Raw genomic sequence first — 26,476 nt, forward strand, 5'->3', positions numbered from 1 at the left:
TTTAGATTTAAGTGTTTTTGCGATATAATGGGTACTATGGTGCAAAAACATTACGACCTTGTCATTGTCGGCGCTGGTTCCGGATTGAACCTCGCGGCAAAAACTGCGGAGGCAAACAACTGGAAGGTTGCCGTCATCGAAAAAGGGCCGCTTGGCGGCACGTGCCTCAACCGTGGCTGTATCCCCTCAAAAATCCTCATCCACGCGGCAGATGTTGCAAATGAAATCCGTAGAGCACGAGAGTTTGGCATTGACGCAGAGATCACAGGTATTCGTTTTGCTGATGTGGTAAATCGAGCGAGCGAGTTTGTGGATGCTGATGCGGCAAAACTTGAGCGAGGAGTCCGCGCACACCCCGGAATCGACCTCTACGAGACAGAGGCATATTTTGTAAGTGACAAAACACTAGATGTCGGCGGCCCTTCGAGTACCTCAGGACAAGAGACCATTACGGGCGAGCGCATTTTGATTGCGGCGGGGACGCGGCCCTTTGTTCCTCCGGTCCAGGGGATAGAGAGCATTGAATATTTGACGAGCGATGAAGCGCTAAGACTTACAAAGCAGCCGAAGTCCATGATTATCATAGGCGGTGGCTATATCTCTGCCGAATTGGGGCACTTTTTCGGTGCGCTGGGGACGGAGGTCACGATTATTGAAGCGGGGGAGCGGCTTATTGGTCGTGAAGACAGTGATATTTCCGCCGCATTTACCCGTATTTTTTCGGAAAGCCATCGAGTTGTTTTGAATGCAAAAGTTATCTCTGTTGCACAAGGCAACGGACTAAAACAGGTGATTGTTGAAGGCAAAGACGGGAAACAGCAGACGCTCGAAGCCGAAGCGTTACTCCTCACTACAGGGCGTCGGTCCGCAAGTGATCTACTGAAACTCAAAGAAAACACGAAGATCGAATTAGACGAGCGCGGCTTTGTGAAAGTGAACGAATATCTGGAAACAAACGTGCCAAATGTCTGGGCGCTCGGGGATATTGTTGGCAAGGCGCCGTTCAAGCATGGAGCCAACATGGAGGCGCGGCACCTGCTCGCGGCATTGACTGGTGGAAAGAAGACCCCCGTTGATTATTCGCTCATGCCGCACGCGATTTTTTCTTACCCCCAAGTTGCAGGAGTCGGACTCACCGAGGAGGAGGCAAAAGCGAAAGGAATTAAATACGAAGTACGTAAAAAAGAATATGCCAAAACAGGCATGGGTAAGGCTCTTGAGGAAAAAGATGGTTTTGTAAAGTTCATCATTGATCCAGAAAAAGAAAAGATTTTAGGATGCCATATTATGGGGCCCCATGCCTCAACACTTATCCACGAGGTTATCGTCGCCATGAAGGCGGGTGGTGACATTTCTCTTATTCGCGATTCTATCCATGTTCACCCCGCGCTCTCAGAGGTAGTTCAGAGGGCGTTGTAGTTAGGCCACAAAAAAACTCCAATCTGCCAGCTGGCGGATTGGAGTTTTTTTTCGTACCTACTTACTAGATGAGAAGCAAGACGAAAGCGGTTAAGAGGAGGAAGGCGACAAGCCAAGCGAGTGTCGCGAGGAGGAACACAATAGCCTCTTTTTTCTGATTGTTGAGGTAAAGGTACACTGGCCACCCGAAGACCAAGAGGCTCGTAATCGTCGCCGATATGATAAAGAGGAGGAGCATGAAGATGGGAACAAACAACCCCTCTTCGTGCTTCCCAAAAATGCGCTCTGCATTGGAGAGGAACGAGGCCACCCCAAAAACATAGAGAAATACGCCGGACCCGTGCACGAAACTTTTAAAGAGATAATCAGAGTACTTCATGGTTATTTTTTAAGAAATCTATCTGCTAATACGTCTATTTCGTCTGGTGTAAAACGGAAATCTTGAGCAACCTTCACCAACGTTTCGTAAAACGACTTTGTGTGAGGGAGTTTCCTAATTTTGCTGAACTCCTCAACAGCTTTCAACTCTTCGTCCGAAAAGCGGCTATCAGATGCCGTCACCTTTTCCTCTAACGCATTCGCATAAGCAGCGAAAAACTCCGCAATGAATTGAGGATCTTCAATTCTTGATCGATGGGCTTCAAATTCTTCTCCTTTTGGTGCTGATTCCGATGTCATGATGCAAATTATAACATTTATCCCCGCAAGAAAGATGCCCCGCTTTGTTAAAAGAGTAGCACTTAAGAAATGTCGGGGCAAAAGAAAAAGAGCAATCAATGTTGATTGCTCTTTTGGGGTTTACGCGTGTTTACGCTGCTTTTTGGATAGTGATTGCAGAATAATCCATCTTATGTCAGCTGAAATCTCCACCTCCTCTCCATGGGGAGTTTCGAACGTGAGTACCTCTACACTCTTTGGGATGTAGCGACGTATGCCGCGAAGCCTGCTTTTCTCGGCTCCGCCGACGAACTTGCGGAGCGGAGTCTCCACCACGTTGACTCTTTCGTTTGCTGCGTTAACAATCGTTCCCTCGCCAGTAGCAATACCGACATGACCAACCCCATCATTGGGGTCAGTATCATAGAGATTGACACATCCTGTAACAAATACTACGTCTCCGGCGGTAATCTCCTCCAGAGCGATGACCTCACCAAGTCGGCGCTGCTCGATCGCAAGCCGAGGCAGCCAGATACCGCGCTGGGCATAGAGCCACCTGACAAGGCCCGAGCAGTCGACAAACCATGGAGCATCACGCGGCTTTGCATAGTCACGAAAGCATGATGTTCCGATGCGCTGCCGAGCGAGTGCGACGATATCCACTTCAACCAATGTAAAACCTTTATCGGTAAGCATGGCCAAAGTTTCCTCACGCGAGAGCGGCAAATGTAGCGAATCGAGGGACACTGCGCAGCGATTTCCGACAGCTCGGTATTCCATTCCTCTCTCCTCTCTGGGTTTCCTTGTGAAAGAACAAAAATCTGCCCCAGCAGGGCAGATTTCGAGGCTTTGAACATCAAAGCCTGCCCTCTAGGTCAGGAGGTAAAAAGATATGTGGATAAAGCCAGACCACGTTGCAATTTGATGATTATGAATCATGGTGTTGAAAGATATAATGTGGACCTACGGGGAATCGGACCCCGACCTCATCCATGCCATGGATGCGTAATACCATTTTACTATAGGCCCTAGTGAGGATTCAAAATGAGAACTTGCTCATATCTTCTCCGAGCGATGGGCCTATATCAATTCTCTCATTGATATAGGCCCCTTGGGGGAATCCTAACATGTTTCCTGTGGATTTCTCAACTATGATATACTGGTAGAACACTCTAAAAGTTGTTTTACCAGACTTAAGTATAAACATTTTTATGCAGCACAAGGTAGAGATTTACACGACCCCGACATGCAAGTTTTGTCTTGCGACCAAGGAACTTTTCCAGGAGAACAACATAGAGTACACGGAACACGATGTCGCAACTGATATGGAAAGGCGTCAGGAAATGCTTACAAAGAGCGGGCAGGGTGGTGTGCCAGTTATCTTCATTGATGGTCAAATGGTCATCGGTTTTAACGAGCCAAAGTTAAGAGAACTTCTCGGTATTTAGTGAATAGCCTCGAGATGATGGCAAACAAGCGGCGCATTCGTAAGCTGACGGATGTGCTGTTTTGTGTTAGAGTTTGGGATACCCCCCATAGCTCAACGGATAGAGCAATCCCGTCCTAAGGGAGAGATCCAAGTTCAATTCCTGGTGGGGGGATCCGCCACAGTGTGATACCATCACCAGGAATTGAACAGGAATGGTGTAGAGGAGGAGGTTTGCCCCCGTAGTTTAGGACCCCGTACTAAAAAAATGTCCTCATAGCTCAACGGATAGAGCGTAGGCCTCCGAAGCCTGAGATCGAGGTTCGATTCCTCGTGGGGACACTAGGAGTAATGACGGCTTAGTACGGGGTAGGTGCCACTTGAAACTTTTTATAGGATATGGTATTCGTTGTGTAGGTTTGGCAAGCTCTCGAACACAGGAGGAGAGGGCGTATGGCTCAGCACAAGGCACGCCTAGTAACCATTTCAGTCACATCAGGTTCTGTTGCCAAGTTTCTTCAGGGCTTAACTGGGGCAATTGTGCCCGAATATCAAGCCCTGGCGGCGTATCTTGGAGGACACTCCGGAGAGGCCCAATTTGAGGGAGAGCCGGATAAGGAGCCCAATGGAACCCCAGTGCTTGTGGTCGCAGACGCGCGGTTCCCTGCAGGGAGGCTTCGCATGGCTGCTTGCGAAGGTGTGTGGAACAGGGCTGTGGGTGTTTGGGAGAAGCCCAATCGACAGACCCTCATCACGCATGGATTCCTGCCGCAAGAATAAGTTCACTTTTTTCGGTCCCGCGGGCGCAAATGCGCTCGCGGGCTTCGTTTTAGGGGCTCCCCCTTTCCCCTTAAATATTGCATGGTATACTCTTGTGATGGATTCTGAAGATCGAAAATTGTTGCAAAAGATCCAAAAAACAGTGGAGGAAAACAACTCCATGTTGCACAAAATGCGAAGCTCTATGAAGTGGTCCAAGTTCTTCAGGTCTTTGTATTGGCTCCTCATTATCGGTACATCAGTCGGAGCGTTTTACTATCTCCAGCCTTATGTAGAGCAAATGCAAGAAGCCTATGTCTTGCTTCGGTCTGGAGTAGGGGGTATACAAGAGATAGGGAACAAACTGCCCGACCTCAATCAATTCATACAGCAATAGTTCAGATTTGCCTGGGTAGCTCAGTGGTAGAGCGCTGCCCTGAAGAGGCAGGCGTCCGGTGTTCGATTCACCGCCCAGGCACAACAAATATCACGTCCCTTGGACATGAAATTTGTTTCCAGAACCCACGGTTCTAGAAACGCGATGCTACGTGCACTCGCATCGCTTAACTCCTCCACGGGAAAACCGCAGTTTTCCCGGCCCCTTTCACAATGCCTATGCACACCGCCCAGGCATAATAAAAGAAATCCCCGCATCTGCGGGGATTTCTTTTACGCCGGCTTCACTTTAAGTTTTTGTGTCTTCTTCTTATCAATCTTTGGGAGACGTACAGTGAGGAGTCCGTTTTGGAATGACGCCTCCGACTCCTCCACCTCGATTTCCTCTGGGAGGACGATGGTGCGGGAGAATGAACCCCAGTAAAGTTCCTCAAAGAAGTAGTCATCGCGGGATGCACTCCGTGAGCGCTCGCGCTTTCCTTTGATGGTTACCATGTCCCGGGTAATATTGACGTCCAAGTCGTCAGGCCTAACCCCCGCCGCCATGGTCTGGATAATGATCTCGGACGGTGTCTGATACATGTCAACCGTAAGCTCGCCCTCGGAGTCGTCTTCTTCGTCCTCCTCGTCGGCCTCTTCTGTACCTTCGTCTTCGAGTTCAACATCTACCTCTTCTCTTGGAGCATCATCAGGATTTAGGAGGCCTGACATCTTTTCGAAAAATGATGGTTTGTTTTTGAACATAACTGTTAGAGACGTGGGCTTCTGATCCGCTTCACTCGTTCAAAGAGATAGACGACGACGAGTGCAGAGAACCACACGATTGCAAAAATAAGGAAGAGATTACCACCCTCACTAAGAAGTATAGAGAAGTTAAAGGCTGTGTGCAAAATGGCAGCTGTGCATAACCCAAAAAGAAGGGATAGGCGCTTCACCCATGGCGATTTGTAGAACGCAAAGCCTATGGCGAAGCCGACAGAGGCACTTGCGACGACATGGAGCACTGTTGCCCCAATGAAGCGGAGATTCCCCATCACGATTCCCGAAAGCGACTCGCCTGCCGCAAGGGGGGAGAGCAAGAAAAGCGTGTTTTCGAGCGCCGCGAAACCAAGCGCGACAGTAACCATGTAGATGACCGGGTCAATCGTCTCGTCGAGGCACCGACTCTTGTCGATGCACGCTTTACGGAAGGCGATGAAGTAGGCGCCGAAGTATTTTACAAGTTCTTCGATTGATGCCCACAAGAGAAGGAGAAAAAAGCCTCGGGTGAAGTAGTTGTCAGCAAATTGCTCGAGCACAAGGGCGACTGGCACTGCTATCATACCAGCGATGAATGCGAAGAAAATGAGCCGCCCCGGTTCTGGGTGCCATCCGTCTTCCTTGAGCCAAAACCAAAGCCACAGGAGCGCTGGCAGAAGGCCTCCCAAGAATGCCCAAATGAATGTAGTTAAAGAAAAATCCATCCCGTTAATATGTAGCCTAGACGGGCCACTTCGATATCATAAGGAGTTCCTCGTCTCTCTCCTTCTCGGGGAGGAGAGACCAGATCTCTTCCGTTATGAATGGCATGAAAGGGTGAAGAAGTTTGAGGCACCCTACCCAGAGGTGGAGCAAGAGGGCTTCACGTGAGCGCTTCGCCCCAACGTCGGCGCCTAAGAGTATTGGTTTACTCTCTTCTATTATTTTATCAGCAAATGTGTGCCAGATATAGTGGTAAATCTTTTCCGAAGCAAGGTGCAGCTGATACGTTTCAAAATTGTCCGTTACCTCTTGTGCGGTTGCGTTGAACTCCTGCAGTAGCTTTTCGTCTTCGGATGCGGAGATCGCCTCTTTTGACACCGACGAACCTGGACCACTCGAAAACACAAAGCGGGTAATATTCCATGCTTTGTTGGCGAAGTGTTTATATCCTCGTATCTTATCTTCTGAGAGCGCAACCGTGCCACCCGGGGTGTTTCCCACAGTTAAAGCCATGCGAAAGGCGTCTGCGCCGTATTTTTCGGACATCTCGACGGGGCTAATGACATTCCCTTTGCTCTTCGACATCTTTTTGCCCTTGTTGTCAGTCACCATACCGTGGAAGTAGACCGTCTTGAAGGGGATGTCCTTGCCCAAGTAGAGGCCAAACATGATCATGCGTGGCACCCACTTAAAGACGAGGTCCGAGCCGGTTTCCATGAGGTCGGTTGGGTAGAAGGCCTTAAAGTCAGCCCCGTTAGGATAGCCAAGCGTTGTAAGTGGCCATTGGCCAGACGAAAACCACGTGTCGAAGGTGTCGGGGTCTGGTGCATATTCCGCATCGCAAAACTCGCACTCAGGTTTTGTCATAGAGACCACAATACTCTCGCATTTACTTACGTCCTCTTCATGCCCAGGGCGAGGAATGCAGACAGAAGCGTGGAACCACGCTGGGATGGGAATGCCCCACACGATTTGCCGCGAGATGTTCCAATCGATAGTGTTGTGCATCCAGTGGAGGAGCACTTTCTTTTGGTGATCGGGCAGAAACGCTATTTTATTTTCTTCTTCTACCGCCTTGATGACCATTTCTGTGAGTGGTTTCATCTTTACAAACCACTGCGCTCTGATTTGCGGTTCAATGGGTACGTTAGTCCTGCTGTCGATGCGCACTGTGTGCTTGTAATGCTCGTCTACTTTCACAAGGAGACCCTTGCTCTTCAGTTTTTCGATAATGAGCGGTCGTGCTTTTTTCCAATGCAAACCAGCAAAGTCTCCGGCGCTCGGAAGAAGCTTACCGCTGAAGTCGATAATTTGCTCCTTCTCCAGTCCATGGCGTTCGGCAATATCAAAGTCGGTCTGGGAGTGCCACGGGGTGATGGTCATGACCCCAGAACCGAACTCCATATCGATTGATTCATCCTTAATCACGGTCGCGGTGATCGGGCCATTGATCCACTCAAGTTCGAACGTTTGCCCGTGTTTGTATTCTTTATACCGTGCGTCGTTGGGGTGCATAACGACGTATTTGTCACCAAACTTTGTCTCGGGGCGCACGGTCGCAATAACAAAGGGGCCGTATTGGAGGAAGTAGAAGGGGTCCTCCTGTTCTATGAACTCCGTCTCAACATCAGAGAGCGATGTCTGGTGCTTTGGGTTCCAGTGAATGATGCGCTCACCGCGGTAGATGAGGCCATCTTCGTACATTTTGATAAAGGTCTCTTGCGTGCGTGCAACAACCTTCGGGTCGAGCATGAACGTGTTGCGTGACCAGTCGCACGAGGCGCCGAGCTTCCTCACGTCATCTTCCATGTACGCCTTGTTTTCAAGCGTAAAGGCCATGATCTCTTCGTAAAGTTGCTGTGGCGAAAGGTCGTGGCGAGAGCGGCCCTCTTTTTCGAGCTTTTTCTCAAATACCATCTGTGTTTCAAAACCGGCATGGTCAGAGCCGGGGAGATAGAGCGTTTTCTTGCCGCGCATTCTTTGGAAGCGGATGATTGCGTCTTTGAGAGCAATATCAAGGCCATGGCCTGCATGTAGACGGCCATTCGCGTTGGGTGGTGGCATCAGGGTGGAGTAGGGTTCTTGGTGTCGTGCTGGTAGATTGTCAGGGTTGAAAAAACCGCTTTCTTCCCAGCGCTTGTAGATAGCCCCTTCGGTTTCGTTCGGCTGATAGGGCTTCGTCAGTTTTTCGGGCAAATCCGCCATAATTGCTAATCATAACAAAATAAGGGTTATCAAAAAAGCGACCTTAGGAGGTCGCTTGCTTTCCACGAACTTGCTTTGGGCGCACGCAGAAGTGATATTCAATGTCACCCATCCAGACTTTTTCCGGCGCAAAGAAACACTCGAGATCTTCTTTCTCACACCATTCAAAAACAATACGCGCACGGCCGGTTAGGTCATTTGCCGTAAGGATGTGTCCGGCATTGAGTTTCTGCCAGAGCTTGTCGACCTTTTCGGGGTCGTTCCCCGTAATGTCATCCCACGTAACGAAGAAAAGCCGCACTGATTGTTTTGCTTTACTCGCCGCATCTCTAAATAACAAGGGAATGTGATCAATGATTAGCCCTGCCTCGTTCTCAAAGGACATCTCCTTTTCCTGTGTCTTACGTTGCTTTTCCGCAACGGCATGCGTATCAAGCACCTGTCTCCATAAAGACCCTAGCGTGTCTTCAATCATACTCTCTTCCCGACCCTCTCGCTTCTTACAAAAGGGTACTCTCGCCCCAGAAATGTGTCAATAAAATATCTTACGAGAGACGGATGTTGCCGTTTGCGCTGATGGAGTCTAGGGGTTGGATTGCTTTTTCTCCCGTAAGTGAGTGCCTGACCCATGCGGCCACAGCAATCATGAGGGCGTTGTCACCAGTCAATTCGCGCGGAGCATAGAGGACGCGTACTTCAGGGTTTTGTATCGCCGATTCTTCGATGAGCACTTCCTTGATTCGGTCATTAGCCGAGACACCTCCACCGACGAGGATGGTTTTTGTGCCATAGTGCTCGGCTGCGGCAAGTGTCTTCTTGACCAACACTTCAGTCGCCGCCTCCTCAAACTCATGGGACATTTCGCACCTCAGTTCTTCTGTTATCTCTGGAAATTCCTTAAGACGATACAGCACTGCTGTCTTCAACCCAGAAAAAGAGAAGTTGAAATCACCGGAATCAATCATTGGTCGAGGCAAAGAAATACTTTTAGCTTTTGGCGTATAGCTTTTGGCTAACCGCGAGATCGCAGGGCCGCCGGGATAGGGGAGCCCCATCATGCGCGCGGCCTTGTCGAAAGCCTCACCAACAGCATCATCTTTCGTTTGCCCAACGATTTCGTATTTGAGCCAATCGTGTATGAGGACGAGCTCGGTATGTCCACCCGATATAAGTAGGGCCAATGCGGGAAATTCTAAATTCGAAATTCTAAATTCAAAATTCTTCTCCACCCCTTTTTCTAAAAGTGCGGAGAGCAGGTGTCCTTCCATGTGATTAACGGGGATGATTGGGAGATCCCAAATGGTTGCCAGGGCCTTGGCAAAGTTGATGCCGACCCAAAGTGTCGGCTCAAGTCCGGGTCCGGAGGTTACTGCAACGGCATCAATGTCGGGCTTCCTCACTCCCGGGACAAAGGCCAAAAACTGTTCTCGTAAGATTTGTTCGCGTTCCAAAATGGAATTTAGAATTTCGAATTTATCCCTCGAGTTCCTCGGGATCCTGAGCGAAGTCGAAGGAGAATTTTGCGCGTTCGGCTCCAGATGTAGCATACCAGCCTCTTCTAGAGATTTCTTCAAAACAGGTACCAAGCTCTTGCTGTGCTCACGCACGGCGAGGGAGGGGAAGACACCGCCATATTCCGCATGTTTTGCTACCTGCGAGAGCACGACATTAGAAAGGACCCGGATGAGGGCACCGGGTTTGAATTCGTCCGCTTCTATAATGCTTATTGCCGTTTCGTCACACGACGTCTCGATTGCAAGAATGCGCATTGCCTCGAGTATAGCATACAAAAAAGCGCAGGGATCTTGTCCCGACGCTCTGTTATTTCTCGATTAAAAATGATTACGCGACGCGAATGGTTCCGCCCTTGAAGAAGAGGCCAGTGCAGACGAAGACCTCCACCTGTCTGCCTGTAGGGTTCGTCGCGCGCGCGGTGAACCGCGCGGCATCATTGCCGTCGCATCCGCGTAACCCAATGGCGAACCACACATGGTCGACGATTTCGATGTTGCTAAAGCCCTGCGCCTCAAGCGCTCTCACCGCAACCCCTTGGTCAGCGAAGGCGCCCCGTCCAAGTCCGATTGCCGCAGCGATGAGGAAAAGAATAATCGTAATCCACCCGCCGCCGCTACTGTCTCTCCCGCCGCCGTAGTTCCGTCGCATGTCCGGCTCTCCTCGTCCGAGGGGAAGGGCTCACAGTGCCGTCTTCCTGAAACTGTTAAAAACATAGCCATTTATACTACAAAAGTCAAGGATTGTTACGTTTTACAAAATAAAACCCGCTTATGAAGCGGGGTAACTAGGAAGGAAAGGGAAAACTTCCTGCAGCGTATCCTCGTTTAGGGACGCCGTAGATGTCGACGAGTCCATGGGCAGGAGCCCAAACTTTCATGAAGTGCTCGATGACCCGAGGGGACGCATCGCCGTTCAGCATGATCTTTTCGCGCGACTCACTCGGCGCGTCCCTGTATTTGCAGAGGTATATGCGTCGTGAGCTCATCGCGGCGGTGCGTAAGGCAAGATATTCTGGTGTGTACCCACCTTCTCCGAGGTATTCGGAGGTCATGTCAGAGACGCGTACGTCACCCATAGAAATGGTGCGGGCTTTTTTCAAAATCCGAGCATATGACCAAATAAGGAGTTTAACAACACCAATGCGGATTCCGGTTGCTTCGGCGATGTTATTAACCACCAAGCGGTGAAGTCGGTCTACATCAATACCCGGGCACTTTCCTTTGTAGGCTACTGCGAGACAATGATCTGCTGCGGCGATGTGATGCAGCTTAACTTCTGCAGAAGCAAAATCAAACTTAGCAAATACATCGGGCATTTCTGTTTGCAGAAACTGGATCAACTGCCCCAAGCTTGATGCTTCCCAATACTGGGTTGCCCCAAGATCGTACCCCGGATCTCCTTCTCGGTGATGATCAATGACGACTAGCTCCAAAGAAGGGCCAGTCTGGAGAAACATCGGGCGGCACTCAACACATACGAGCCTCCCTACATTTGAAAGATCAGGAAGATCGGCTGTGTATGCCGTGTGTGGGCTAACCCGCTCTTTCCCATTACGCGCGAAGGCGAATGTGAGGCCGCAGGCCTTGAGGATTGCCGCGATGTGGTCCATTTCCGGATCAGCGGCACCAAGCATGAAGAGCGTGTTCTTCATCAGACTCTCCCGAGCTCTGTTTTTACAATACAATCTTTATAGTAAATTGGCAAGTTTTTATAGAGACACCCGTGTTAGCTGTGCTACAATTATTTGAGTGCCGAAAGCTCGCAAAACAAGGAATAAGGTGATGGAGGCGCTCAGGGTTCTGATACCCATCGGACTCGTCGTGTTCTTCGCGGGAATGTTATGTGCCTGCGCGCTTCCCGAGAAGACCAAAACACTCACTGCTCCGTACGAAGAGAATGCCTTGGCAACGTCTCACCGATTTGTCCCGCTTGAGGAGGGGGTGCTCTACACAAGTCGCGAACCGAATGAAGCGTTTATCCGCTGGCTCGTAGCAGAGAAGGGCGTGCGGACCTTCATTAGCCTCAGGGGAGACATTCCTCAATGGAAGGAAGATTTGATTGAACAAAGCGGCTCGGAATTGCTGATGTTTAGCTGGAGTGCCCATCGAGTTCCTCCTCAGGGAGAGTTAGAGCAAGTCTTGCGCTTCATGCGCGAGCGCTCAAATGGCCCCGTCCTTGTCTTCTGCCGAGCGGGGGTAGATAGGACCGGACTCGTTCGTGCATGGTGGCGGTTCTTTGAGCAGGGGTGGTCGGAGGAAGAAGCTCTAGCAGAGTTCCGCGGAATGGGGCATATACCGAACGTCCTAGATACATTTTTGGAAAAGGAGTTTGCAAAACATTAAAATCCACCGTCAGGTGGATTTTTAAAATTGCCACGAACCCCCCGTATTTAAAAAGGGCGTGACGAGTTTGTTCTCGTGCACGTCCAATGTATCATTCAAATCTTTTTTTTGAAAAATGAGGCAGGAAGACATCGCCCTTAGCAACACGCCGTGCATCTCGCGGCAGCATTCGGGCGAGTAGTCGCTCTTTCTCCCAGAAGGGAAGAAATGGATCGTCGCGATATCTGCGCTCTGCTTCCCAAAATGGGGGGAACGGGTCTTCATCGTCATCTCGGGTGCTCATCTCTGTTGGAGTTTCTCCCGGGAGCCTCGAGAATTGTGGCTTTCCACAATATATCACATCTTTTTTAATTCGTCAATTTCTCATAGAAGAAAGTTCGGTCTGCGGTGTTCGTTTGAATATATCTTCTATAAAAATCTTGTTTTCGGGTAACTGTGTGCTACTCTTTATGAAGGTAGCCTCTTTATGAAGGGTCCAAATGAAGGAGATGGTCGCACTAGTCATCTGGGGTATTGTCGGATACTTTATTACCGGGTTTACTGTCGGGTTACTGTTTCCTAATTTGTCCCCAACGGTAATCGTAGGGATTGCCACGCTTGGAGCATTCGTTACAATGTGGTTTATAAAGGAGTGATTTTGATAAACACTAGTCGTCTCGCACGACCGGTGTTTTTAAAAACGGAGGGAGTGAGATTCGAACTCACGAGAGGATTCCTCCTCTACTGGTTTTCGAAACCAGCGCCTTCGGCCGCTCAGCCATCCCTCCAACGTCACACACTATAGCATTTTTTGATTTTTCCCACAAAAATGCTATAGTAATTTTCTGGCCCTATCGTCTAGAGGCCTAGGACAGCGGGTTTTCAATCCGTTAACCCGGGTTCGAATCCCGGTGGGGCCGTTAAAGAAAAAGGCGGGCCGACTATAGTCGGCCCGCCTTTTTCTGTGGTGTTGATGTTATGCTTTGTTTATGCGTTCCATGTATTCTCCGGTTTCGGTATTAACCGCTATGACGTCATTTATATTAATGAAGAGGGGAGTTGAGACTACGGCGCCCGTCTCGAGCGTTACCTTCTTGTTACCACCTTGGGCGGTGTTGCCGCGCATTGATGGGGGAGCTTCAACCACCTTGAGCTCCATCTTGGGTGGGATTTTGATGCCAATGACCTTCTCATCGAATTTCATTGCCTCAATCGGCGTGTTTGCTTTGAGATAGTCTGCCCTAGAACCAATGAGTTCCCGATCCAACTTGAAGCGATTTTTGGGATTTCCCTCCTCGCAAAACCAGTACTCGCCACGGTTGTGATAAATGAATGTGATGTTCTGATATTCGAGCTCTGCTTCTTTGACGGTCTCGCTCTGGCGGAAGGTGTTTTCGATCACCTTTCCATTTTTGAGGTTTCGGAGTTTTGTCTGGTTCACCGGCCGGCGCATTTGCATGTTGAAAACGTGAGAACTCACGACCTCGTAGGGATCCCCATTAAAAAGGATGATTTTCTTAGGCTCTATTTCGCTGTAGGACAGGACGGACATAGATGGGTTTAGAAACATAGCTAGAGTACACTATTTTCCTGGAAATTGCTACTATGCTTGTATGAAAATACGGAACAAAAACGCTATACTCGAACTGCTCAAAGAGGATGTTGCTTTCGATAAGATATCGGTTGTTGAGGGCCTCGACCAAGACGAGATGACCAAGGAGATACTCTCCGTTGCTAGTAAGCGGGGGGTGTCCATCGAGACAAAACCACTGAGCAGCATGGCGCGAAGGCGGACAGGAAGCACCCACGAGGTCATTGTCGGATTCTTGAGCCCCATACATATCTGGAAGTTCGATGAACTCCTCGAGAATCTCTATCAGAGCAATCGAACACCCTTTTTTCTTCTCATCAACAAAGTCGAGTTCGCCAGCAACGTCGGCATCATTGCTCGCACGGCATTTGCCGCAGGTGTTACCGGGCTCATATTCCAAGGAGACGAGCACCAGTTTCTGAATGAAGACACGGTACACTTCTCAACAGGCGCCATTGCGCGCGTTCCTCTCGTTAAGATGGGCGTGTTTGAGGCGATGGAGCAGTTGCAGAAGAACGGCATACCCACATATGCACTGCATATGGGAGGGGTGGAATATTCAAGTGAGGACCTCAGGGGCCCTGCGGCGTTTGTGCTTGGTGCGGAGGGGGAGGGGCTATCGGACACTGTTTTAAAACGTTGCGACAAGAAACTATCTATCCCGATGCGCGAGGGTATCGATTCACTTAATGTAGGCACGAGTGCGGCAATCCTCCTCTTCGAAAAAGTGCGGCAAGAAGGAGGTGATTTCTTGGGGAAACAATAATCCAGGAGTGTTTTTGCCCGACACAACAATTCCTGCTACCATGGGTTCCATGGGCGGTTAGCTCAGCTGGTTAGAGCGCAGCATTGACATTGCTGAGGTCAGAGGTTCGAATCCTCTACCGCCCACCAATTTGTCGTAAAAAGCCCAGTAGTATTACTGGGCTTGATTGTGCCGCGGCCCCTCTAAAAGTTTAGGAGGCGGACTCAAGAGCTTTTGCTTCCCTCTCGACTTCTGGCCGAGCATTGTCGCTACACGTTCCGGGTTTCTGTCCGCAACATAGAACAAGAGTGTTGAAATAAGCGCCTGTATGATCATTTCCGACTTCTGCAACTCCTCAATGCTCCAGCATGATGGGCGACCATCCTGAGCGGTGCCACCAATGTCCCACGCGATTTTTATGTGTGCTTTTACACCATCTTCAGTTGGGAGGGAGGAGATAAGTGTTTCCCATCGTTCTCCCGCTTGGTCTCTGAAGTACGTCGCCTTGTCCCACCATGAGGATGCCACTGTTTCGAAGATATCCTTCACCACCTCGAAGGGCATGCCGAATTCAGATGCGAGCTCGTGAAGTTTGTCATCTGAAAGGGGCGACTTCTTTTTGCGCTTTCGTGAAGAGTCCTTGCTGTTATAGCTATCCTCTATGGTTGCTTGGGTATAGGCCAACCCCTCGCACTCGAGGAGAACTGCATGCTCGGCCAAGGTTCTCAACATGCCTTCGGGCACATGAGTCAGCGGGCGACTATTGTAAGGAGCCTCTGAAAGAGTCTCCACAATGTGAGAAAGCCACTCAATAGTGCCTTCTATATCGCGTCCGTCCCGCGCAGCTTTCTCAAGGACACCGAGAAGAGTAAAGAGAATCTCTGTGGCCATTCCGGCGACTTGGGGAAGGGCCTCGGGGCACACCGGGACTTTTTCTCTTGGATGGGAGCGGTGCGCAGCAGCAGACGCCAGGACCGCTGCTGGACTTTCGCCAAAGGCAGATACATTTGCTGCCCAAGAAAGGCCGCTTCTCCGCAATAACTTTGCACGGCCCTTCAACTCGTACGCGATTCGCAACAGTTCTTCTTTACGATTGAGCGACCAAGTGTGCCAGAGATGTGAACCTGCAAGTAACAGTGCTCCCGCTTCTTCTAAAAATGGGGCAATGGAATAGAGGAAAATCCTCGTATCCCGCATCTGCGCTTCCCAGAAGTTAAGCATTATTCTCTCGAGTCGGATTTCTCCCGTTACCGTAACAGAGCTATAAGGAGAAAGCAATCCAACAAAAAAGGCCGAATGAATTCGGCCACACCAAAGTTCTTATTATGCTTTCTTGAAAGATGTTACTGCAGAGGCGATGTCATTCGGGAGAAGGCACGCATCCGGACTCTTGTCGTCACGAGTACGGAGGAAGACGGGGGAGCGCAGTGCGCAGTGTATCTTGCCCTTACTCACCATCCTCGGCTTTTGACGTTTCTCGAACTTGATCTGCGCGACCAAGGGATATTCTGCCTTGGTAAGGGCTCCGCGTTCTTTATCGCTTACGCCTGTGCCGACCTCACCGCATGGAACAAGAACACCGGTAAGGGGATGCCTCTGGGCAAGGAATAATTTACCGACCCTGTCTGCATTTTTACCGCTACCCTTCTCCCACCCAGTGACGATAAAATCATCTTCGGAAAAAGGTTTCCGCTTCCAGGACCCAGTGGGGCGTGGAGGGCGATCCTCATTTCCATCAAGGTGATATTTCGTCGTCCCCAGGGCATCGTAGAGAACTAGGCCTTCCCACTTATTCCTAACCACTTCTCTCTCTGCTTCAGCGAGTGTCCCAGGAAGCACCTCGACAGGGAGCACATAATTTGCCCCCGGAGCGACTGTCCTTTGGACAAGCTCCAGACGTTCTCTGTTTGTGCGGGAAGTAATATCTTCGCCGCCAAACACCAGGGCGTTGAAGACTCGCAAACGTGCGAGGCCTTGCTCTAGTTGGAGATGTTGAGCAACTTCGGCTTGCGACTTAACAAGTCGACCGACAGCATGCAAGTCATCGTGTCCCTCGTAGTCGAACATCAGTAGTTCCGCACAAAGGAGCGTAACTCCTCGCAGAGACTGGTTCCCACGGAGCTCTTCAACGAGGTGCGGAAACTTTGCCGTGATATCCTCGACTGTGCCACGGGTATAGATTCGAACACGACCGCCCATGACGACAACAGAAACATAATTACCATCATATTTTCTCGTTATGATGAGTCGTCCGGCTCGCTCGAGCTTCCTTACAACATCATCTTTGATACTGTTGATTGGCTTCGGTGGGACAAAGGTTGTATCTAGCGGATTCAGTGCAAATGGCAGTTTCGCCATCAGCAGTCTCCCTTCTCTCAACGTTGTTAGGGTTCAGGATCTGTCAGCACCGTAGCATATTAATATGAATACGTCAAATTAAGTATTCAATAAAAAACCTCGGTATATACCGAGGTACTTTGATGAGAAATCTTTTACACTAAATCGCGTCCGAAATGAGCCTTAAGTTTCTCGAGCCGTTCATGCACCAAGTCGTGCCAGCTCATTAGCCCCGGCTGAGGGTCGTTGAGAAGGGCAAGCAACTTCTCTGCCTCATCAATGAGCGCAGTGATGGGTATTGACTGATTTAACTGAGGCTTCTGATCCTTGAGAACAGCAATGATGCGCATCACCTTTGTTTTGAGTTCTTCAAGGCTGATCTTTTTCTCCTCAACGCCGCTTTCCTTGGCAAGAAGAGCCATCATTCTATCAAGGTCATACGCCAGTGTGTCTGCCTTGATCACGCGCTTTGTGGTGTCTGCCTCAGCTCTATAGAATTGGACCATACAGGTTTGATGCGTGGGGTTTCCACCAGACCACTCATTCTGCGGTTCGCTGACGAAAACGTATGCGTTTGCACTAGCGGGAGCGATAGCCTGCACCTCATTGATACCGAACTTGAAGAAACCATGATAGCCACCAACTGTCGTCCGGAAGAGGACCGGATCACCCACTTTTTCCAATGACGTGACTACATATTCTGGTTCGTACGTATCCATCCTCTCGCCCATCTTCAAGTATTGCGTGAACCATTGGTCGCCCATCTGCATCAGTGCGCGGAAACCAACACCAGGTTCTGCGTCCGGTGGGAATACGGGAACAAGCAAATCCCGCCAATATTTGTGAACGAGAGCGCGTGGCTCTGGTCCCGCGTGTACTCCCGATTCCAAATTAGCGCTTTCCTTGATGCCTACTAACCGAACGCCATTTCCCCATTCATGGCAGTGTAGATCTGAGGTGAGGCTTTCGTGGATGCCATGGTGAAGGTGGCATAAGGCGCCCGTGGTGATGAGGTGTGCAAGCGCGTATCCGTCTTCGATTTCCCGGTGTCCGTGGAAGGGGACGAATGTATAGGCACAATTTGCCGGGTCGTTTACCTGGAGAATGTGAGGATCGGAATCACGGCGCCCGTCTATCCAATGTTGCGCGCGTCTGCGGTTGAGGAAACGATCAAAGTCTGGCTGGGGTGTCTGAAATCTATTTTCTGGATCAAACCCATTCTGTTCCCTGTGCCACTCTCTCGCTGCGGCGACATGAATACGGATGTATTCTGCGTGTCGAGGTCCATGCCTCGCCTTGAGGACTGGATCCAAGAGCGCTTGCGATGCTCGAAGGGTGCCGCCAAACGGGTATTCGTATCGTTTGCAATATGCATCAAAGTCGATGATGCAGACTGGGCCATAGTTGCCCGCCTCTAGCTTCAAAAACTCTTGTTGCGTAATTCGTCCGCCGCGACGGTTACGGCCTTTGTCCTTGTATTCCCAACTATACGCCTTCTGAATGCCCGCAAGTGTGCTCATGGGACCAATGCCGTGCGCGACAATCAAAATACGGGAGCCATCCTTAGATATACCGAGGTATTCTGCAGTCAGGGTGGTGAAATACGTCTCCCAGGCAGGATCACCAGGCTTGCTGTTGATACGTGCTGCAATGATATCGGGCATGGTTGCAAGACGTCCGTTCGGGCCAGCAAACTTTGTTGCCTGTTGCCACGCCGCCGGCAATCCATCCTGGTGATAGAAGGCCATCACTCCAGGAGAAACACCTTGTTTCCTTGATGTCACTTTACCGCTCCTTCCCCGACTAAGGGGTTTTGGGGGTTGCGTTTCAAAGAGCTCGGGACCATCCCAAGCCAAACTTATCTTGGAGCAAAGTCTCCACCGTGTCAATTTGCTTATAAACGTGGTAATTAAAAAACAAACCCCTGATGGGGGGATTTGTTTTTAGGGTTCTACTTCTTCCTACGGAGGAATGCTGGTATTGCGGCGTTCCAGTCTTCTTCACCCTCTTCAACTCCATTTACTCCGTTCTTGCGCTGTAGGGGTTGCGGTTGCTTTGAGCCGTTTGGAATGTTGCTCGTCATGTTGCCGTTGTTGAATGCCTCGATGACATCTGCGGCGGTCTTTGGTTTTCTCTCCTCGTCGCGTTCTTTACGGTTACTGTCAAAAAGTTGGTGTGCGACGGGCACGTCGGGGAAACCCGTTGCGATAACAGTGACTTTGACGGTGCCCTTGTCGAGGCGAGTATCGTTGATTGCACCAAAGATAACCTTTGCGTCCTTGTCGATGGATTCGGTCACGATCTTTGCCGCTTCTTGGATCTCGTGCATGGTCATGTCTGCACCACCTGCGATTGCGAAGAGAACTCCCTTGGCGCCATTAATCGAGAGGTCAAGGAGGGGAGAGTTGATGGCCATTCTCGCGGCTTCTTCCGCGCGCTTCTCGCCACCGGAGTGTCCGATACCCATGAGCGCCGAGCCTGCGTTAGCCATAACCGCCTTGATGTCTGCAAAGTCCACGTTGATGATACCTGTTGTCGTAATGAGGTCCGAGATGCCTTCTACCGCTTGGCGTAAAATCTCATCGGACATGGCAAATGCTGTCTGGGCGGTTACTTCTTTTTTGACGATGGAGAGCAAGCGGTCGTTGGGGATGACGATAAGGGCGTCAACTTCGTTTCGAAGTTCTTCCAATCCCTGCTGCGCTATCTTTGCTCGCTGTGTTCCTTCGAAGAAGAATGGGCGTGTAACCACCGCAACGGTGAGTGCGCCGTTTTCTTTTGCGGTGCGCGCGACGATAGGGGCCGCGCCAGTTCCGGTGCCGCCACCCATACCTGCCGCTATGAAGACCATGTCAGCACCCTTGAGTGCGTCTTGAATCTCAGCCTTTGTTTCCTCCGCGGCACGCTTGCCAATATCCGGGTTCATCCCTGCTCCCAATCCCTTGGTGAGGTTCTTGCCCATGTGCACTTTTTTCTTTGCCTGGGATTTGTGGAGATCCTGACCGTCAGTATTCATTGCAACAAACTCAACACCGCGGACGCGCGAGTTGATCATGTGGTTTACCGCATTACCGCCGGCACCTCCGACGCCAATGACGTTTATCCGTGCGAATGCTTCTACTTCTGGTTCAACTTTAGGCATGCGAAAATAAGAAATTATGAGCGAAGTGAATAATGATTATATTTTTTGAGCACCAGACCACATACCACCAGAGATTGTATGTGCTCGGTCTCGTAAAACATACTCGCGCCGCTCGTTGTTTTACGGAACTTTAGTACCACCACGATAGCAGAAGAAAGACAGTGGTGGCAATATTGACACAGCGTTCATCTGTTTCACTCTGTGCCCTTCATCTCGATTTTTTAAAAAAGCCGGGATGACTTCAGTCAAACCGGCTTTTCAGGAGAATTACACTGCGTTTTATGGGTAGAATTGTCGCAACCACGCTCGGAAGGTCCGGAAGAGGCTCTGCGCTTCAAAGCGGGATGTGCTAAAGAGATCACTTTGGAATGATGGCTCAAAACCAAGCACGCACAACCCAACTGCCACGGCCCACTCTGCCTCGAGTGCTTCTTTCTTTGTATCGGTAAACGTGCGCGGGGCCACGACTCGTGCAGGGAGTCGGAGAGCCGATTTGGCAAGATCTTCGATACCAGCGATGCCGGCCCCGGCCCCGGTGAGAATGATACCTGCTGGGAGGAGCTCGTTCTTCCCGAGTTTCTTCAGATGGTTCTCAATCAGTTCAAAAATATCGTTCAAGCGCGCCCCAATAATCTCGTCGAGTTTCTTTTTGGGGTAGTCAGAGGCGGAGCGCTCCCCGTTTTTTACCTCCTCTGCTTCTTCAAGGGGGATTTTGAGTCCGAGCGCAATGTCATTTGTGATGTCCGTCGAACCGATGGGGAACACCTCGAGAGATATAAGGCGGTCGTTCTCGAATACAGCGATTGAAACAGTTTCTGCCCCGATATTTGCGAGCACACAGCCAGCCGTGCGTTGAGCTTTGGTGAGTGTGACCAAACTTGCGGCAATGGGCGCGGCTACGACGTCGTCAACTTCAATCCCAGCATTTTCTACAATGCGAATGAGGTCAGAGAGGTGTTGTTCTAGCGCGACCACAAAGACCACACGAGCTTCGAGTTTTACCCCACGCATCCCGATTGGTCGCCCAAGCACTTCTTTGTTGTCCAGTCTGAACCCGAGCGGGATTCGGTGGAGAACACTTTTGTTCGCGAGCTTGAGGCTCTCTTCGCATACCTCGACGACACGACTTACGTCAGCTTCAGTGATCTCCCCATCGATACGGGAGATCATAATTGAGGCAGTTCCCGTAACCGACTCAAGGCTCAATCCACCGATCGCGACGAGCGCATGCCTCAAGGGTGTGTCTCCTTGTTTTTGTGCGCGACGGATAGCCTGTTTCAGACTCTGTGTCGCTTCTTCTTCGTTTACAACATAGCCATGACGTATACCGCGCGATTCGGCCTTGCCCCTTGCCACGACAGAAAATCCGGAGTCTTTATCTCCATGTTCGAGAACAGCCACACGTGTTGTGTGGCTTCCGATATCAATGCCGACAGAAAGGTTGCGAGCCACAAGAAAAGAGGAGGAGAATCTTACATGAGACCAAAACGGCGCATGTATTTACGTTCCTCTTTTTCCATTGTACTACCGTGTCTCTCTCCTTTCAAATGAAGGAGGCCGTGGATAAACAGAAAGGCGAGGTGGTTTCTGTAAGTGAGGCCATACTCGGGGGCTTCTCTCTTTGCCCGACTGGTATTGATACATATCTCTCCCTCGTCATCTGCAAGGGGGAATGCGAGCACATTTGCCGGCGTACTTTTCTTTCTGTACACCTGGTTGAACCTCTGGGCGCTCGTGTCATTGATGAAGACCAGGCTTAGGGTGTACGAAGCACCGAGAACTGCCTTTTTCATCTCCGAAAAAGGCAGGCGTGGTAACCTGCCCTTTGTCGCGTTGGTAATGGAGAACGTCTTTTCCATGAGAACCTTACCTTACACTATCTTTCCGAGCTTCTTCAGTTTCTCGTACTTTTTTTGTTTATCGATACGCTTGAGCGCCCACCTTTTTTTCTTGAATTGAGATTCTTCACGGGTGTAGAAACGGATCTTTTTTGCTGCGTTCAAGATACCTGTGCCGCGAAGGCGCTTTGAAAAACGTCGAACGAGGCTAATGTTCGTTTCGTTTTGGTTTTTGGTTACTTCGGCATTCACGGTCATATGTTGAGACACTATATACAATCTGAGGTAGTTTGGCAACCCCCAATAGTGTTGCGGCCTCTCTTTGGGAAGCCGTTAGCCGCCTTCGGCGGGCTAGCACTAGTCAGGGTAGGGCCCGGCTATTCCCGCATCTTCTTCTTGAGATAATCGGCGAACTTTTCAATAGGTACTGTTTCTTGAGACCGCGATCCCATGTCGCGCACGATGACTGTTCCGTCAACCGACTCCTTCTGTCCGATAATGATGACAAAAGGAATAGCGAGTTTCTCTGCTGTGCTCAGCTGGAGAGAGAGTTTGTCCTTTGAGAGCGCGTGGGCGATTGGTATGTGGGCCTTCCGCAGCAGTTCGATGACTTCCAAGCTTTTCAGTTTTGCCTCGGCGCCGAGCTGAATGAAGTATACCTTTGGCTTTTTAATAATGCGGGGAGAGTGAGGCGAGAATTCAGGAGATTCGATGACGCGGTCGACGCCAATCGTGGCGCCCACAGCAGGGACATCGCGCTTTGCGTTAAATCGTTTCGCAAGATCGTCATATCGTCCGCCACCAGCGAGGGCAAGGCGAGGAGGAACCGCCACTTCTTTTGCGGGAGGAGTGTCTTCAGGGGGCGTCTCTGTCTTTGCCTCGGGATCCGCCTCTGTGCTTTCATCTGTTTTCTCAGCATCCTTCTTTGGCTCTTGAACGGGAGCGACGGGTGCGCCGCCATCAGTGACAATCTCAAAGACAGTACGCGTGTAATAGTCGAGACCGCGGACTAATGTGTGGTCAATGTGGTAGGGGATTCCCATCGCGTCCAAGTATTCGAGTACGCCAGCAAAGTGACCCTTGCAGGCTTCGCAAAGGTGCGCCACCGCCTCGGGTGCTTCGGCGTTAATCTCGCGTGTCTCCTCCTCTTTTGAGTCGAGAATGCGAAGGGGGTTTGTCTTGAGCCGTTCTTTGTCAATTGGACTCAATTTCTGAATGTGTCGTCGATAATAGGTGGTTAGTTCACGCACATAGACAGTACGGCACGAACGGCATCCAATACTGTTGATCAAGACCGAGAGATGCTTCAACCCTGACTCGACGAGCATCTTGTGCATGAGCCCAATCGTCATTGCGTCTGCAATATTGTGAGAGGTGCCGAGAATCTCGATCCCAAACTGGTAAAACTGCCGATAACGCCCTCCCTGCGGTCGGTCGTGCCGGAAAAACGGCCCGTAGTAGTAGAGCATGACGGGTTGAGGCAGTGTGTGCATGCCGTGTTCCAGATAGGCGCGCATTACTGGCGCTGTTCCTTCAGGGCGCATAACCAAGGCGTCGCCCCCTCTGGTCTTGAGTGAATACATCTCTTTCTCAACAATATCGGTGTGTTCTCCAACCCCTGCAGTGAACACTTCCTCGCGTTCCAGTATCGGTGTTTCTATCGGTCTGAAGCCATAGTACACTGCAATTTCTGCAGCTTTTTCAAAAAAGCCCTGGTAATGATAGAACGTATCGTTCTTAATATCACGCATACCGCGTGGGTGTGCGAAGTTTCCCTCCTTTTTCTTTTTTGCCGAGGGAGTTTCGGCGGACTTCTTCATCTTTTTAGTTGTCGGTTTTTTGTTGGGCATAGTTAGGGTGTTATTTCTTCGAAACTATGTCTTCCTGGATGGAGCGCCATGTCATTGAGCGGGAAGAGGGCAAAAAATGCTTCACCGATTATGTTTTCCTGCGGAAGTGGACCCCAGATGCGTGAGTCCAAACTTTCGGGTCGGTTGTCTCCCATCACGAAGTACTCCGTGTCTTTGAGGGTTTTTATTCGGATGTCCATGAAGTTGTCTGGAACGACATAGGGCTCAGCAAGGGTGAAAGGCTCTGTTCCGGGTTTGGTAATGGTTACCTCACCTTGCGTGATTTTGACAGTTTCTCCTGGCAGTCCGATGACACGCTTAATCAAAAACTTTGAAGGATCTTGCGGGAGGCGAAAGATGATGACGTCGCCACGCTCAGGTTCATCAAAGCGATACGTGAACTGGTCAACAATGAGATACGTGCCGCTTTTAAATGTTTCCTCCATTGAGGCACCGCTTACAATGTAGGGTTGTGCGATGTAAATGCGAAAGGGGATAACAATGAGGAGGGCAATGACGGCAAACTTTACTGTTTCAAAGAGAAATGTAAAAAGACTAAATTGTTCTTTAGATGTTTTTTCTTCCGCCTGTGCTTCTTTTTCCTCAACCATTGGGGCATTATACTATGATAGTAACAAAAAACAAAAACATACAATCTATACAACACGGATGATACTCGATAGTATATAGATATGTTTTACATCGTCGGTCTGGGAAATCCGGGAACAGAGTATGAGAAAACTCGGCACAATATTGGCCGCGCTGTTGTGGAGCGCGTGCGTGAGCACAATGACTTTCCTGAATGGAAGCACGACAAAAAGGCCGGAGCGCTCGTTTCAAAAGGCGTGCTAGGTACTGATGCTGTTACTTTAGTTTTACCCGAGACGTATATGAACAAGTCAGGGAGTGCCGTTTCCTACTTTGTTAAGAGCAAGAAAGCTGCAGAAAAGGCGGTTGTCGTCCATGATGATCTCGATTTGCCTATCGGCACCCTCAAACTTGTCTTCAACCGCGGCTCCGCGGGCCACAAAGGCGTCGAATCGGTCAAGCGTGCGCTCGGGACGGAAGCGTTTGTTCGTCTTCGTATCGGGGTCTCTCCTCTCGGCAAGGATGGCAATGCTAAGAAACCAAAAGGGGAAGATGCCGTGAATACTTTTGTCTTAAAAACGTTTACTCCCGGCGAGCAGTCGAAAATCAAAGATGCCGTGATTCGGGGAGAGGGAGCGCTCCATGCGGTTCTCACACTTGGGCGCGAACGCGCGATGAATGAGTTTAATTGATTAATCAAACAAAAGCGGCCCGACTCAAGTCGGGCCGCTTTTGTTTATGCTTTTATTTTTTAGCTTCTTTTTGTGCTTCGGCGTATGAGAGTGTCATGCGCTGTGCCTTGGGATCGAAGAGTGTAATCTTCACCGGGTACGCTTTTCCTAGCTCGAGCGCTTCGCGGAGCTTTGCTTCATCTCCGAACTCCGAGATGTGGACCAAGCCGGCAACTCCTTCCTCAATAGAGATGAGGGCGCCGTGTTTGTTGTACTTAATTACAACACCGGTAACCATGCTTCCTGTTTTGTATTTCTTTTCTGCATCCACCCATGGGTTCTCCTTGAGTGCCTTAATGGAGAGCGAAATCTTGCCATCCTTAATCTCTATGACCTGTACCTTCACTTTCTCACCGACTTTGGCAAAGGTGCGTGGGTTCTCAACGAGTCCCCAGTCCATCTCCGAGATGTGGACCAACCCCTCGAGGCCGTCCTCGATTTTAACAAAGAGGCCGAAGTCGACGATGCCAGTAATCTCTCCCTCAAGAATGTCGCCAACTTTATATCGCTCTACTAATTCTGTTTTTTCCTTTTCCTCTAGTCCCTTTTCGCTAAAGATAAGTTTTCCCTCTTTGGGGTCAACAGAAAGAATGCAGACAGCAAGTGGTTTGCCCACAAACTTCTGGAGTTCGGAAAGGATTTCGTCTTTGTTGCCGTCGAGCACACGAGGATAGTGCTCTGCCTTGAGTTGAGAAGCGGGGAGGAATCCTTGTATGCCCTGCCATTCGAGAATAAGACCGCCCTTGTTTGCGTCTTTGACGCTGAGTTCAAAGACACTCTTGCCACGCATGGCGTCTTCTGCCTCGCTCCAGATGAGCGCTTGCCGAGCTTCTTTGAGTGACAGCTCTATATAACCGTCTTCGTTCTCTGCTTCAACTACTTTTGCCGTGATGATATCACCAATGTTTATTTTCTTGATGATCTCGCGCGCGTTTAGGAATTCCCTTCCGTAGATAATACCTGTGCCGAAGGGGACGAGATCAATATAAAGGGCGCCCTTCTCAAGGGTTAGTACACGTCCTTCGACGAGGTCACCGTCTTCTGGGTGCTTGGGTGCCGCCTCGAGAATAGAGGTCATCGGATGCATTGCTGCATTTACCTCTTTTACGGGTTGCTCCAGCTCGTCCGACATGGGTCGCGCTTTCTTTGTACGAGATACTGCCGCGGTCTTTTTGATTTTAGTAGTTGGCTCTACGGCAACTTCTTTAGATTCATCCGTCTCGGCCTCTCCTTTGCGAGACGGCTCAGCTTTCGCTTTTTTAAGTAAAAACATGTGTATGGTGCTTTGGGGCTCGCATGGTTTTCATACATTGCAACCGATCCTTTGAAAACCGACCATGTCGAGGTTACCCCCTCGGCGTTATTAATAATGTATAAGCAAGAAGTCTATATGAGTTAGTCAAATTTTGCAATCTCCCGCATTGCGGTCTCCCATACAAACAAACAGACCACCTAAAAGGCGGTCCGAACTTCTGGGAACTAAAACTTTATGAAA

General features: G+C 50.1%; 29 protein-coding genes and 7 tRNA genes. 12 read left to right on the forward strand and 24 right to left on the reverse strand.

The window, feature by feature from the left end; translation table 11 throughout:
* Window positions 1-36: 36 nt before the first annotated feature.
* Complete coding sequence (locus tag HY455_01855) at window positions 37-1,419, forward strand: dihydrolipoyl dehydrogenase (GenBank protein MBI4118263.1); 1,383 nt, start codon at window positions 37-39, stop codon at window positions 1,417-1,419.
* A gap of 64 nt (window positions 1,420-1,483) precedes the next feature.
* On the opposite strand, the gene HY455_01860 is transcribed toward HY455_01855, so the two are convergent.
* The 4 genes from HY455_01860 to HY455_01875 all read right to left on the reverse strand — a co-directional run bounded on the left by HY455_01860 (window position 1,484) and on the right by HY455_01875 (window position 3,105).
* Window positions 1,484-1,798: a hypothetical protein gene (locus HY455_01860; protein MBI4118264.1), complete on the reverse strand. Its 315-nt coding sequence runs from the start codon at window positions 1,796-1,798 to the stop codon at window positions 1,484-1,486.
* Between the two features lie 2 nt (window positions 1,799-1,800).
* Complete coding sequence (locus HY455_01865; GenBank protein ID MBI4118265.1) at window positions 1,801-2,097, reverse strand: hypothetical protein; 297 nt, start codon at window positions 2,095-2,097, stop codon at window positions 1,801-1,803.
* Between the two features lie 120 nt (window positions 2,098-2,217).
* Window positions 2,218-2,856 (reverse strand): C40 family peptidase, encoded by a 639-nt coding sequence (locus HY455_01870; protein MBI4118266.1) that lies wholly within the window; start codon window positions 2,854-2,856, stop codon window positions 2,218-2,220.
* Between the two features lie 178 nt (window positions 2,857-3,034).
* A tRNA-Ala gene (locus HY455_01875) sits at window positions 3,035-3,105 on the reverse strand.
* A 182-nt stretch (window positions 3,106-3,287) separates the two neighbouring features.
* On the opposite strand from HY455_01875, the gene HY455_01880 reads away from it, so the two are divergent.
* The 6 genes from HY455_01880 to HY455_01905 all read left to right on the forward strand — a co-directional run bounded on the left by HY455_01880 (window position 3,288) and on the right by HY455_01905 (window position 4,739).
* Window positions 3,288-3,524 (forward strand): glutathione S-transferase N-terminal domain-containing protein, encoded by a 237-nt coding sequence (locus HY455_01880; GenBank protein ID MBI4118267.1) that lies wholly within the window; start codon window positions 3,288-3,290, stop codon window positions 3,522-3,524.
* Window positions 3,525-3,605: 81 nt separating this feature from the next.
* A tRNA-Arg gene (locus HY455_01885) sits at window positions 3,606-3,677 on the forward strand.
* A 95-nt stretch (window positions 3,678-3,772) separates the two neighbouring features.
* Window positions 3,773-3,844 (forward strand) — tRNA-Arg (locus HY455_01890).
* Between the two features lie 111 nt (window positions 3,845-3,955).
* Window positions 3,956-4,282: a hypothetical protein gene (locus tag HY455_01895; GenBank protein ID MBI4118268.1), complete on the forward strand. Its 327-nt coding sequence runs from the start codon at window positions 3,956-3,958 to the stop codon at window positions 4,280-4,282.
* Window positions 4,283-4,466: 184 nt separating this feature from the next.
* Window positions 4,467-4,658, forward strand: a complete 192-nt coding sequence (locus HY455_01900; GenBank protein ID MBI4118269.1) for a hypothetical protein — start codon at window positions 4,467-4,469, stop codon at window positions 4,656-4,658.
* Between the two features lie 9 nt (window positions 4,659-4,667).
* Window positions 4,668-4,739 (forward strand) — tRNA-Phe (locus HY455_01905).
* A 191-nt stretch (window positions 4,740-4,930) separates the two neighbouring features.
* Here HY455_01905 and HY455_01910 read toward each other — a convergent pair.
* The 7 genes from HY455_01910 to HY455_01940 form a co-directional block, all read right to left on the reverse strand.
* On the reverse strand, window positions 4,931-5,401 hold the full coding sequence (locus HY455_01910; protein MBI4118270.1) for an Hsp20/alpha crystallin family protein: 471 nt from the start codon (window positions 5,399-5,401) through the stop codon (window positions 4,931-4,933).
* Between the two features lie 5 nt (window positions 5,402-5,406).
* Window positions 5,407-6,120 carry a PrsW family intramembrane metalloprotease gene (locus HY455_01915; protein ID MBI4118271.1) on the reverse strand — a complete coding sequence of 238 codons (714 nt, stop codon included), beginning with the start codon at window positions 6,118-6,120 and terminating at the stop codon, window positions 5,407-5,409.
* A gap of 16 nt (window positions 6,121-6,136) precedes the next feature.
* Complete coding sequence (locus HY455_01920; protein MBI4118272.1) at window positions 6,137-8,323, reverse strand: valine--tRNA ligase; 2,187 nt, start codon at window positions 8,321-8,323, stop codon at window positions 6,137-6,139.
* 43 nt (window positions 8,324-8,366) lie between these two features.
* Entirely contained in the window at window positions 8,367-8,798 is a 432-nt protein-coding gene (locus HY455_01925; protein ID MBI4118273.1) for a hypothetical protein, read from the reverse strand.
* 70 nt (window positions 8,799-8,868) lie between these two features.
* The gene (tsaD, locus tag HY455_01930) at window positions 8,869-10,092 is read right to left on the reverse strand and encodes a tRNA (adenosine(37)-N6)-threonylcarbamoyltransferase complex transferase subunit TsaD (GenBank protein MBI4118274.1); all 1,224 of its coding nucleotides are present in this window, start codon (window positions 10,090-10,092) and stop codon (window positions 8,869-8,871) included.
* A 73-nt stretch (window positions 10,093-10,165) separates the two neighbouring features.
* Window positions 10,166-10,405 (reverse strand): hypothetical protein, encoded by a 240-nt coding sequence (locus HY455_01935; GenBank protein ID MBI4118275.1) that lies wholly within the window; start codon window positions 10,403-10,405, stop codon window positions 10,166-10,168.
* A 217-nt stretch (window positions 10,406-10,622) separates the two neighbouring features.
* Entirely contained in the window at window positions 10,623-11,489 is an 867-nt protein-coding gene (locus tag HY455_01940; protein MBI4118276.1) for a hypothetical protein, read from the reverse strand.
* 97 nt (window positions 11,490-11,586) lie between these two features.
* On the opposite strand from HY455_01940, the gene HY455_01945 reads away from it, so the two are divergent.
* Complete coding sequence (locus HY455_01945; protein MBI4118277.1) at window positions 11,587-12,180, forward strand: hypothetical protein; 594 nt, start codon at window positions 11,587-11,589, stop codon at window positions 12,178-12,180.
* 21 nt (window positions 12,181-12,201) lie between these two features.
* On the opposite strand, the gene HY455_01950 is transcribed toward HY455_01945, so the two are convergent.
* Both HY455_01950 and HY455_01955 read right to left on the reverse strand, forming a co-directional pair.
* A complete protein-coding gene (locus tag HY455_01950) occupies window positions 12,202-12,450 on the reverse strand; it encodes a hypothetical protein (GenBank protein ID MBI4118278.1) in 249 nt (82 codons plus the stop codon).
* Between the two features lie 410 nt (window positions 12,451-12,860).
* Window positions 12,861-12,947, reverse strand: a tRNA-Ser gene (locus HY455_01955).
* Window positions 12,948-13,006: 59 nt separating this feature from the next.
* Here HY455_01955 and HY455_01960 point away from each other — a divergent pair.
* A tRNA-Glu gene (locus tag HY455_01960) sits at window positions 13,007-13,079 on the forward strand.
* A 56-nt stretch (window positions 13,080-13,135) separates the two neighbouring features.
* Here HY455_01960 and HY455_01965 read toward each other — a convergent pair.
* Window positions 13,136-13,711 (reverse strand): elongation factor P, encoded by a 576-nt coding sequence (locus HY455_01965; protein MBI4118279.1) that lies wholly within the window; start codon window positions 13,709-13,711, stop codon window positions 13,136-13,138.
* Window positions 13,712-13,772: 61 nt separating this feature from the next.
* Here HY455_01965 and HY455_01970 point away from each other — a divergent pair, with 61 nt between their 5' ends.
* The gene (locus HY455_01970) at window positions 13,773-14,516 is read left to right on the forward strand and encodes an RNA methyltransferase (GenBank protein MBI4118280.1); all 744 of its coding nucleotides are present in this window, start codon (window positions 13,773-13,775) and stop codon (window positions 14,514-14,516) included.
* 51 nt (window positions 14,517-14,567) lie between these two features.
* Window positions 14,568-14,644: transfer RNA gene (locus tag HY455_01975), tRNA-Val, on the forward strand.
* 25 nt (window positions 14,645-14,669) lie between these two features.
* Here the strand turns inward: HY455_01975 and HY455_01980 are convergent.
* The 9 genes from HY455_01980 to lepB all read right to left on the reverse strand — a co-directional run bounded on the left by HY455_01980 (window position 14,670) and on the right by lepB (window position 24,273).
* Window positions 14,670-15,716 carry a hypothetical protein gene (locus tag HY455_01980; protein ID MBI4118281.1) on the reverse strand — a complete coding sequence of 349 codons (1,047 nt, stop codon included), beginning with the start codon at window positions 15,714-15,716 and terminating at the stop codon, window positions 14,670-14,672.
* Between the two features lie 102 nt (window positions 15,717-15,818).
* Window positions 15,819-16,853, reverse strand: coding sequence for a hypothetical protein (locus tag HY455_01985; protein MBI4118282.1), 1,035 nt, complete (start codon window positions 16,851-16,853; stop codon window positions 15,819-15,821).
* A gap of 134 nt (window positions 16,854-16,987) precedes the next feature.
* Complete coding sequence (locus HY455_01990; GenBank protein ID MBI4118283.1) at window positions 16,988-18,616, reverse strand: hypothetical protein; 1,629 nt, start codon at window positions 18,614-18,616, stop codon at window positions 16,988-16,990.
* A gap of 167 nt (window positions 18,617-18,783) precedes the next feature.
* Entirely contained in the window at window positions 18,784-19,974 is a 1,191-nt protein-coding gene (gene ftsZ, locus HY455_01995) for a cell division protein FtsZ (protein MBI4118284.1), read from the reverse strand.
* 279 nt (window positions 19,975-20,253) lie between these two features.
* Window positions 20,254-21,426: a cell division protein FtsA gene (ftsA, locus tag HY455_02000; GenBank protein ID MBI4118285.1), complete on the reverse strand. Its 1,173-nt coding sequence runs from the start codon at window positions 21,424-21,426 to the stop codon at window positions 20,254-20,256.
* A 20-nt stretch (window positions 21,427-21,446) separates the two neighbouring features.
* Window positions 21,447-21,833, reverse strand: a complete 387-nt coding sequence (ybeY, locus tag HY455_02005; GenBank protein MBI4118286.1) for an rRNA maturation RNase YbeY — start codon at window positions 21,831-21,833, stop codon at window positions 21,447-21,449.
* Window positions 21,834-21,845: 12 nt separating this feature from the next.
* Window positions 21,846-22,070, reverse strand: a complete 225-nt coding sequence (locus tag HY455_02010) for a hypothetical protein (GenBank protein ID MBI4118287.1) — start codon at window positions 22,068-22,070, stop codon at window positions 21,846-21,848.
* Window positions 22,071-22,189: 119 nt separating this feature from the next.
* Window positions 22,190-23,662, reverse strand: a complete 1,473-nt coding sequence (hisS, locus tag HY455_02015; protein ID MBI4118288.1) for a histidine--tRNA ligase — start codon at window positions 23,660-23,662, stop codon at window positions 22,190-22,192.
* A 2-nt stretch (window positions 23,663-23,664) separates the two neighbouring features.
* Window positions 23,665-24,273 (reverse strand): signal peptidase I, encoded by a 609-nt coding sequence (lepB, locus tag HY455_02020; GenBank protein MBI4118289.1) that lies wholly within the window; start codon window positions 24,271-24,273, stop codon window positions 23,665-23,667.
* An 81-nt stretch (window positions 24,274-24,354) separates the two neighbouring features.
* Between lepB and HY455_02025 the strand changes: the two genes are divergently transcribed.
* The gene (locus tag HY455_02025; protein ID MBI4118290.1) at window positions 24,355-24,942 is read left to right on the forward strand and encodes an aminoacyl-tRNA hydrolase; all 588 of its coding nucleotides are present in this window, start codon (window positions 24,355-24,357) and stop codon (window positions 24,940-24,942) included.
* Between the two features lie 52 nt (window positions 24,943-24,994).
* On the opposite strand, the gene HY455_02030 is transcribed toward HY455_02025, so the two are convergent.
* Window positions 24,995-26,254, reverse strand: coding sequence for a S1 RNA-binding domain-containing protein (locus HY455_02030; GenBank protein ID MBI4118291.1), 1,260 nt, complete (start codon window positions 26,252-26,254; stop codon window positions 24,995-24,997).
* Window positions 26,255-26,476: the final 222 nt, after the last annotated feature.

This window comes from Parcubacteria group bacterium (genome assembly GCA_016204045.1).
Taxonomy (GTDB): Bacteria; Patescibacteriota; Minisyncoccia; order Phycocordibacterales; family UBA2135; genus JACQLQ01.